General features: G+C 70.8%; 6 protein-coding genes and 1 pseudogene. 6 read left to right on the forward strand and 1 reads right to left on the reverse strand.

All coding sequences use genetic code 11. The annotated features are described in order from the left end of the window. Positions 1-1,185, reverse strand: a 1,185-nt coding sequence (locus D7Y13_RS34115) for a hypothetical protein (protein ID WP_120630911.1), incomplete at its 3' end; no start/stop codon positions are given. A 525-nt stretch (positions 1,186-1,710) separates the two neighbouring features. Between D7Y13_RS34115 and D7Y13_RS34120 the strand changes: the two genes are divergently transcribed. The 6 genes and pseudogenes from D7Y13_RS34120 to bacP all read left to right on the forward strand — a co-directional run. Then, the gene (locus tag D7Y13_RS34120) at positions 1,711-4,212 is read left to right on the forward strand and encodes an ATP-binding protein (protein ID WP_120537552.1); all 2,502 of its coding nucleotides are present in this window, start codon (positions 1,711-1,713) and stop codon (positions 4,210-4,212) included. A gap of 206 nt (positions 4,213-4,418) precedes the next feature. Further along, positions 4,419-6,185 (forward strand): tetratricopeptide repeat protein, encoded by a 1,767-nt coding sequence (locus D7Y13_RS34125; protein ID WP_167508801.1) that lies wholly within the window; start codon positions 4,419-4,421, stop codon positions 6,183-6,185. A gap of 13 nt (positions 6,186-6,198) precedes the next feature. Beyond that, a complete protein-coding gene (locus tag D7Y13_RS34130; RefSeq protein ID WP_120537549.1) occupies positions 6,199-7,038 on the forward strand; it encodes an alpha/beta hydrolase in 840 nt (279 codons plus the stop codon). 54 nt (positions 7,039-7,092) lie between these two features. Then, positions 7,093-7,434 (forward strand): bactofilin BacN, encoded by a 342-nt coding sequence (gene bacN, locus D7Y13_RS34135; RefSeq protein ID WP_120537550.1) that lies wholly within the window; start codon positions 7,093-7,095, stop codon positions 7,432-7,434. A 63-nt stretch (positions 7,435-7,497) separates the two neighbouring features. Beyond that, positions 7,498-7,821 carry a bactofilin family protein gene (locus tag D7Y13_RS34140; RefSeq protein ID WP_120537551.1) on the forward strand — a complete coding sequence of 108 codons (324 nt, stop codon included), beginning with the start codon at positions 7,498-7,500 and terminating at the stop codon, positions 7,819-7,821. A 3-nt stretch (positions 7,822-7,824) separates the two neighbouring features. Next, a pseudogene (gene bacP / locus D7Y13_RS34145) lies at positions 7,825-8,279 on the forward strand (bactofilin BacP); the annotation flags it as partial.

Here is an 8,279-nt window from a genome sequence, read left to right on the forward strand (position 1 = left end):
GACGAACTGGAGCGGGACGGGCAGGGCGGGGCTGTTCCACTTGAGCCCGGAGCCCTCGCAGCCCGTCACGTCCACCCGGCAGGCCTGGATGCTCGACTGGTTGTTGCCCAGGGGGAAGGCCAGGTAGAGGACCGTGCCATCCGGGCTGAATGACGCGAGCGGCGGCGAACCGAAGTCGCCGTTGTAGTTCAAGATGGCGCGCTCGCTCACGGGCACCAGGTCTCCGGTGCCGTTGGCGTCCAGCCGCGCGACGACGATCTGCAGCACCTTGGACGTGGTGACCTCCGGCTGCTTCATGAACGCCACGAGCACGTCCGAGCCCTTCTGGAGGGGCGGCGCGACGAGCGGCCACTGCGATGCGAAGGTCCACTTCGGAGCGCCGATGCCGGAGTCATGCGGCAGCCGGTACACGATGTTGTCGTCATCGGCGATGAGTGCGTCGCCGTTGTTCATCATGGACAGGCTGGACAGGAAGATCGTCGGCTTCGACGTGCCGCTGATCGTGAAGTTCTGGTGGACCGCCACCGCCCTCGCGCCGGGCGTCCAGACCCACCGCTTGTTCGTCGTGGGGTGCAGGTCCGTGTAGACCGTGGACGCATTGCACGGCACGCCCATGGCCACGCTCTGCTGCAGGGCCCCGTTGGCATCCACGCGGAACAGGGTGCCGACGCCCGTGGTGGGGTTGCCACACCCGATGAAGTTCACGCCCGTGCCATTGCCTTCGGCGACGAAGAAGTCCGTGACCACCTGGCCGTTGGGGTCCGGGTCCTTCACCACCTTCGTCACCGGCAAGAAGGTGGCGGCCTGGGGCTGCGACACGTTGGAGCGCCCGTCCGAGCAGGTGACCTTCGCGTGGAGCGCCAGCGTCGCGGCGAGGCCCGACGTGTACTTGAGCTCGTTCGCGGCCAGCTCGAAGTCCATGGAGCCGCTGGTGTAGGGGACCGTCTTGAGGAACACCTCCCGGTCGTAGATCTCCGTCTGCGCCACCGGGTCACACCCGGAGACGAGCAGCCGGATCTTCACCTTGGGCGCCGCGTTCGCCTCGGTGATTGTCAGGGTCACTACCGGGGGATCCGGGATGGGCGGTGGCTTCGGGTCACCGCCACAGGCGGACAGGGCGGAGATGGCGAGCGAGGCCAGGAAGGCCGCCCGCGACGCGGACAGACGCGGTAGTTCGAGGTGCATGGGGGCGCACTCTACCGTGCTCGGGCGGCCTCGGGCGGGACCCGGGGCCCGCCTCCCGCCCCGGAAAGGGGCTTCCCGGCCCCATTCCTGATCGCGACGCCGCTGGAAGGGGTCCCGCCACCACCCCGGCCGGTTGCTCGCCAGGTCCCGACCCGCCGGGTCTTCCGTGCCTGCTGCCCCTGCCTTCGAGCGGGCAGGCAAAGGGCGGTGAGGGAAGAAAGTCACAGCCATGGCGTTCCGGAGAGGTCCCGATTCCCACTCCCCGAGGGAAGGCGGCCCCGGTATTTCGAGGTCATCCGAATGTCATGCAAGCGCGGAATCCGGGGCGTTGACGTCGGGCCGAGGTATACGTCGCGCCCCTTCTCTCACCCCTCTCCCTCGGAAGAGGCCCGTCCATCTGCTGGCTCACGGACGGGTTAGACGGCATGATCCAGAATCGACCATGACCCCTTACGCACCCAACGGGCTTTCGCAGTGTCGTTCCCTGTCTGGGCGGGGCGGAGGCGTGCCGTGAGGATCGAGATGTTGTCGTCGGAGCAGCGGGGGCGGGTGCTGGTGCTGGCGGCGAAGGCCGCGGGCGACGCGCTGGTGGAGCGCCTGACGGCGAGCGGCTACCAGTGCGGCACCACCGAGCGGGAGAGCGGACTGGCGGAGATGGTGGACCAGCTCCAGCCGGAGGTGGTGCTCCTGTCGGTGACGGCCAAGAGGGCGGCCGAGCTGCTGGAGACGGTGCGCAAGGTGGACAAGCTCAACCGGCTGCCGGTGCTGGTGGACCAGGGCCGCGCGCGCTCGGCGGAGGCCTTCAAGCGGCTGGCGGTGGATGACTTCGTGCGCGGCGCGGACGAACTGGTGCCCCGGCTGGAGTCGGCCCTGCGCGCCTGGCGTCTGAAGGAGCGCGAGGAGCGCATCCGCCTGCGCATGGGGATGCTGCTGGAGATCACCCAGGCGGCGACCAGCTCGCTGGAGCTGGAGGAGATCCTCCGCATCGCGGTGGAGAAGGTGGGCCAGGTCACCGGCACGGACCGCTGCTCGGTGGTGCTGGTGGAGGGCAGCCACGCGCGCACGGCCACGGTCGTCGCGACGCAGGAGGACCCGAGCCTCGTCCAACTGGACATCGAGGTGGCGCGCTACCCGGAGCTGCGCCGCGCGCTGGAGACGCGGCAGCCGGTGCTGATTGAAGAGGCGCAGCGAGACCCGCTGATGGCGGAGGTGCGCACGTCGCTTTTGCCCCAGGGCGTGAAGTCCATCCTGGTGCAGCCGCTCATCTGCCAGGACGACCTCCTGGGCGCGCTCTTCCTGCGCGTGTCGCGGGGCGATGCGTCCATTGGCCGCGACGAGCAGGAGTTCGCGCAGGCGGTGGCGGGCGTGCTCGCCAACTCCATCCGCAACGCGCGCCTGCACACGGCGGTGAAGAAGAAGCGCGAGGACCTGGAGCTGGCGTACGTGGAGCGCTACCGCGAGCTCAACGACGCCAACCGCCGCCTGAAGGAGTTGAATCGCCTCAAGGATGAGATCATCGCGGTGTGCAGCCACGACCTGCGCGCGCCCCTCCAGGTGCTCCTGGGCCATGGCCGGCTGCTGCTCGAAGGCCCGCTGGAGACGCAGCAGAAGCAGTCCGCGGAGGCGATGATCCGCCAGGGCCGGAAGATCCTCACCCTGGTCGAGTCCCTGCTGGAGAAGGGCAAGGGCGAGGCGGCGCGGCTGTCCATCGAGCCGCGCGTCCTGGACGTGGCGCAGCTGTGCCGTGACGCGGTGGGGGAGCTGGAGATCCTCGCCGCGGAGAAGACCGTGGCGCTGCGCTCCGAGTGCCCCGACAGCCTGATGCTGATTGGCGACGAGGTGAAGCTGCACGAGGTGCTGCAGAACCTCATCAGCAACGCCATCCAGCACGCGAGCGACACGCAGGGCGAGGTGGTGGTGCGCACGCAGCGGCTGTCGCGGCCGGACGGCGACGCGGTGCGGGTGATGGTGAGCGACAACGGCGTCGGCATCCCCCCGGACGAGCTGCACCTCGTGTTCGACCGCTACCGCCACGGGCCCAAGGGCACGGGGCTGGGGCTGGCCATCTGCAAGGAGTTCGTGGAGCTGCACGGCGGCGAAATCTGGGCGGAGAGCCCGGCCGACGGCGGCTGCACCTTCGTCTTCACGCTGCCGCTGGCGCAGGAGGCCGCGCGCAACCCCCGGCCGCAGCCCGCGCCCGGCGCCGCGCCCGAGCAGCCGCGCGTGCTGGTGGTGGAGGACGAGCCCGAAATCGCCGCGGTGCTGTCGGAGGTGCTGCGCTCCAAGTACCGCGTGGAGGTGGCGCGCGACGGCGCGGAGGGCCTGGCGAAGGCGCGCGCGTCCCGTCCGGACCTGGTGGTGATGGACGTGTTCCTGCCCAAGCTGGACGGGTTGGACGCGGCCATGGCGCTCAAGTCCTCGTCGGACACGGCGCACATCCCCGTCATCCTGCTGTCCGCCCACCAGGGCGTGGCCGACAAGGTCCGCGCGCTCAACCTGGGCGCGGTGGACTACATGGCCAAGCCCTTCAACGCGGTGGAGCTGCTCAACCGCACGGAGCGGGCCCTCAAGCTGCGCCAGGGTGAGAAGGACCAGCAGGACAAGTCCGCCCCCCTCCAGAAGCGCACCGGAAGCGATCCGGCGACGGGGCTGCACGACCGGCGCGGGCTGCTCCTGCGGCTGGAGCAGGAGGTGGCCCGCAGCCGGCGCTACCACCGCTCGCTCACGCTGGCGGTGCTCCGGCCCGACCGCAACCTGGAAGCGCTGCCCTCCAACATGGCGGACGTGATGCGCAAGCGGGTGCGACACCCGGATGCCATCGCCCACCTGGGGCAGGGCGTCTTCGCGGTGGTGCTGCCCGAGTGCAACGCGGACGCCGCGCGCACGGTCATCAACCGCCTGATGCCGGACGTGGAGAAGGTGACCTCCATCGAATACCGCGCCGCCCTGGCGGACGTCAGCCAGGACAGCGACCCGGTGGAGAAGCTGCTGGAGAAGCTGGGCGCGCCGCCGCCCGAGCACCTCTAGTTCCGGCCGCGCCCCCTGAGCGCGGGAAAAAGGGGGCGCACCGCGCTACACTGGGCTTCCGCGTGCGCAAGCTCCCGTTCCTCAGCCGTGCCGCCGTGCTGTGCCTCGCCCTGGCCACCGGGGGCGCGGGTGCCGCTGCGTCCCAGGCGCCGCTGGCGAAGGCTCCGGCGAAGAAGGCCCCGGCCCCCCACGTCGACCCGGAGGCGATGCGCGAGGCGATGGACTCCGCCGCGCACGACGACCCCGCCGCGTCGTCCGCCAGCTACGCGCACTACCTCCAGTCGCGCCTGCTGCACCTGGAGGGCAACCACCGGGGCGCGGTGGACGAGCTGCGACTGGCGCTCGCCACCGACGATGGCAACCCGCGCCTGCTCACCCAACTGGGCGAGGAGTACGCCCGCCTGGGCGACCTGGACCGCGCCGAGCGCGAGCTGCGCCGGGCCGTGGAGAAGTCCCCCGCGTACTACCCCGCGCACGTGCTCCTGGGCCGGGTGCTGATGGAGTCCGGCCGCCTCACCCGCGCCCGCCAGCACCTGCGCCGCGCGATGACGCTGCGCCCGCGCGACCCGGAAGCGTACCTGGTGCTGTCGCAGCTCCACCTGGACGCGAAGGCGCCGGACGAAGCGGTGAAGGTGGTGGAGGCGCTCGCGCACGCGTTGCCCGGAGAGGCCTCCGGCTACCGACGGCTGGGGCTGGCGCTGGCCGAACGCGGCGACACCGCCCGTGCCGAACGGCTGCTCACGAAGGCCGCCGAGCGGGACCCGGGGGACGTGGAGGTGTGGTCCACGCTCGCCCGCATGTACGAGGAGGCGGGGAGGGCGAAGGAGGCAGAGGACGCGCTCGCGCGCGCGCTGGAGGCGGATCCGGACAGCCGCGAGGTGCTGCTGTCGGCGGGCCGCGCCGCGCTCAAGAGCGGTTCGGTGACGCGGGCCCGGGCGTACTTCGACCGGCTGCTGTCGCTGTCGTCCTCGCCGGAGCTGGCGGTGCGGGTGGCCTTCAGCTACCTGTCCGCGCACGAGTCCGCCGCCGCGGAGGCCGTGCTGGACGCCGCCCGGAAGGACGCGCCGGACGAGCCCCGGCTGGCGTACTACGCGGGCCTCGTCGCCGAACGGATGCGCCGCTTCTCCACCGCCGCCACGGCCTTCGCGGACGTGCCCCCCAATGCGGAGGTGTTCCTCGACGCCCGCGTGCGCCGGGCCCGCTGCCTGTCGCTGGCGGGTGACCACGCCCGGGCGCTGGTGCTCTACCGCGCCGCCGTGAAGGAGACGCCGGAGGACCTGGAGCTGCGCGTCGCCCATGCCCGGGCGCTGGAGCGCAGCGGCTCGGCGGCGAAGGCGGAAGGCGTGCTGCGCGAGGCCCTGGGAGGGGAGGGGGCCGCGATGGCGTACGAGGCGCTGGCCGCCCTGCTGGAGCGCCAGGGCCGCCCCGCGGAGGCGCTCACGCTCCTGCGCGACGCCGTCGCCCGCTCACCGAAGGATCAGGACCTGCTCTTCTCCCTGGGCGCCGCGCTGGACCGCCAGGGGGACGTGGCCGGGGCGCTGTCGCGGATGCGGATGGTGCTGGCGGTGGCGCCGGAGCACTCGGCGGCCATGAACTTCATCGGCTACCTGCTGGCGCAGCATGGCCGGGACCTGGACGAGGCGGAGCGGCTGGTGCGGCGCGCGCTGGCGCTGAGGCCCGACAGCGCGGCGTACGTGGACTCGCTGGGTTGGGTCTATTTCCAGCGCGGCGAGGCACGCAAGGCGGTGGAGCTGCTGGAGCGCGCGGTGGAGCTGGCCCCGGACGAACCCGCCATCCTGGAGCACCTGGGGGATGCCTACCTCAAGGCCGCCCGCGCCTCGGATGCCGCCGCGTCCTGGAAGCGCGCGCTGGATGTCCTCACCCTGGAGCCGGAGGCCGCCGAGCCCGCCGGTCAGCGCACGGCGTTGGAGCGCAAGTTGAAGGCGCTACCCTCGCCAGCGCCGGGCCGCTAAGGTCCCGGCACCCATGGCCCGCCACGACGAAGGCTTCTTCACCGGCAAGGACAACACCCGGCTGTTCTGGACGCTGGACCTGCCGGACGCGGGAACTCCGCGCGCGCATGTCGCCATCGTCCACGGCTACGGGGACCACATCGGCCGCTACCGGCCCGTCATCGACGCGCTGGTGCAGGACGGCTACGCGGTGCACGGCTTCGACTACCGGGGCCACGGCCGCGCCGACGGACGCCGCGCCTACGCCAGCAAGTGGCCCGAGTTCCTGGACGACCTGGACAGCTTCTGGCAGCGCGTGCGCGCCTCCGCCGGCACCCAGAAGATCTTCCTGCTGGGCCACAGCCACGGCGGACTGATGGCGGTGCACGCGATGGCCAGGGGGATGGAGGGACTCTCCGGCGCCATCCTCTCCGCGCCCTACCTCAAGCTGGCCATCACCCCCCCCGCGGTGAAGGTCTTCGCCGCCCGCATGGTGGGCACCATGGTCCCGTGGCTGCGCGTCAGCTCCGGCCTCACCCCGGACATGCTCAGCACCGACCCCGACATCCAGAAGGCGGTCGGCGAGGACCCGCTGTACGTCCCCTTCGCCACGCCACGCTGGTTCGTGGAATCCACGCTGGCCCAGGCGAAGACGCTGCTTCTGGCGCCGAAGATTCAAGTGCCGCTGTTCGTGCTGTGCGGACAGGACGACGGGGTGGCGCTGCCCGCGGCGTCGCGGGCTTTCTTCGAAGTGGCGGGGACGGCGGACAAGAAGTTCAAGGAGTACCCCGGCATGCGGCACGAGCCGCTCAACGAACGGGATCGCTCGACGGTGTTCCAGGACATCTCCGGCTGGATCTCCGCGCATCTCTGACATAATCAGGTCGCCCCGCTCCCATACGGAGCAGGCGCTGGCGAGGATCACCTCATGGCACAGGGTGAAACGGGCATCATTGGCAAGGGCATCGTCATCAGGGGCAACCTCACGGGCGGAGGAGACCTGGTCATCGAGGGACGCGTGGAGGGGCAGATCGCCCTGAAGAACCACCTGACCATCGAGGGCACCGGCAAGGTGCAGGCGGACATCCGCGCCGAGGAACTGACCATCAACGGTGAGGCGAGCGGCAACATCGACGCGTCGACCCGTGTGGCCATCAATGCCTCGGCGAAGGTCGCGGGCGACATCAAGGCCCCGCGCGTCGTCATCGAGGATGGGGCCGTGTTCAACGGCTCCATCGAGATGGACGTGAAGTTGCCGGACGACATCTAGCATCCACCGGGGTCCGTCCCACGGACCCCCCAGGCGCAAGCTTCGAGAAGGCGGACAACACTCATGGCGAATACGGTCATTGGTTCGAGCATCGTCATCGACGGGGAGATTTCCGGTGACGAGGTCCTGGTCATCCAGGGCACCGTGAAGGGGAAGATCTCCCTCAAGGAGAGCCTCTACGTGGAGGGCTCCGGCGTCGTCGAGGCGGACATCGACACGCAGAACGTGGAGATCGCCGGCCGGGTGACGGGCAACATCGTCGCCAGCGACAAGGTGGAGCTCAAGACGGACTGCCGCGTGGTGGGCGACATCAAGGCCCCGCGAATCCTCATCGCCGACGGAGCCTCCTTCAAGGGCAACGTCGACATGGACATGAAGGAGCGCTGATCCGTGGCCACCGCCAAGGAGCTCGCAGACAATGCCGTGGACAACACCGTGGTGGGGCCTTCCATCCTCATCAGCGGTCGTCTCACGGGTGACGAGGACCTCACGGTCCGCGGGCGCGTCGAGGGTGAGCTGACCCTCAGCCGCACCCTCATCGTGGAGCCCTCGGGCGTGGTGAAGGCCAACGTGGCGGTGAAGAACGCCATCGTCAGCGGCGTGGTGGTGGGCAACATCAACGCCACCGAAAGCGTGGAGCTGACCCGCGAAGGCCGCATGGTGGGCGACATCCGCGCCCCCCGCGTCATCATCGTGGACGGCGCCAGCTTCCGCGGCCGCGTGGACATGGGCGACGTGGAGCCGGGCCGCCTGCCGGCCGAGCGCCCCACCGTCGCGCGTCCCCAGGCCGTCACGCGTCCCACGGTGCGCCCCGGCGCCACGCCGCCGCGCCCCGTGACGCCTCC

Origin of the sequence: Corallococcus praedator (genome assembly GCF_003612125.1) — a bacterium.
GTDB lineage: Bacteria > Myxococcota > Myxococcia > Myxococcales > Myxococcaceae > Corallococcus > Corallococcus praedator.

Coding starts and splice junctions, on each gene's coding strand:
- D7Y13_RS34125 (WP_167508801.1), top strand. CDS start 4,419: ATGCGCGAGGCGATGGACTCCGCCGCGCACGACGACCCCGCCGCGTCG.
- D7Y13_RS34130 (WP_120537549.1), top strand. CDS start 6,199: ATGGCCCGCCACGACGAAGGCTTCTTCACCGGCAAGGACAACACCCGG.
- bacN (WP_120537550.1), top strand. CDS start 7,093: ATGGCACAGGGTGAAACGGGCATCATTGGCAAGGGCATCGTCATCAGG.
- D7Y13_RS34140 (WP_120537551.1), top strand. CDS start 7,498: ATGGCGAATACGGTCATTGGTTCGAGCATCGTCATCGACGGGGAGATT.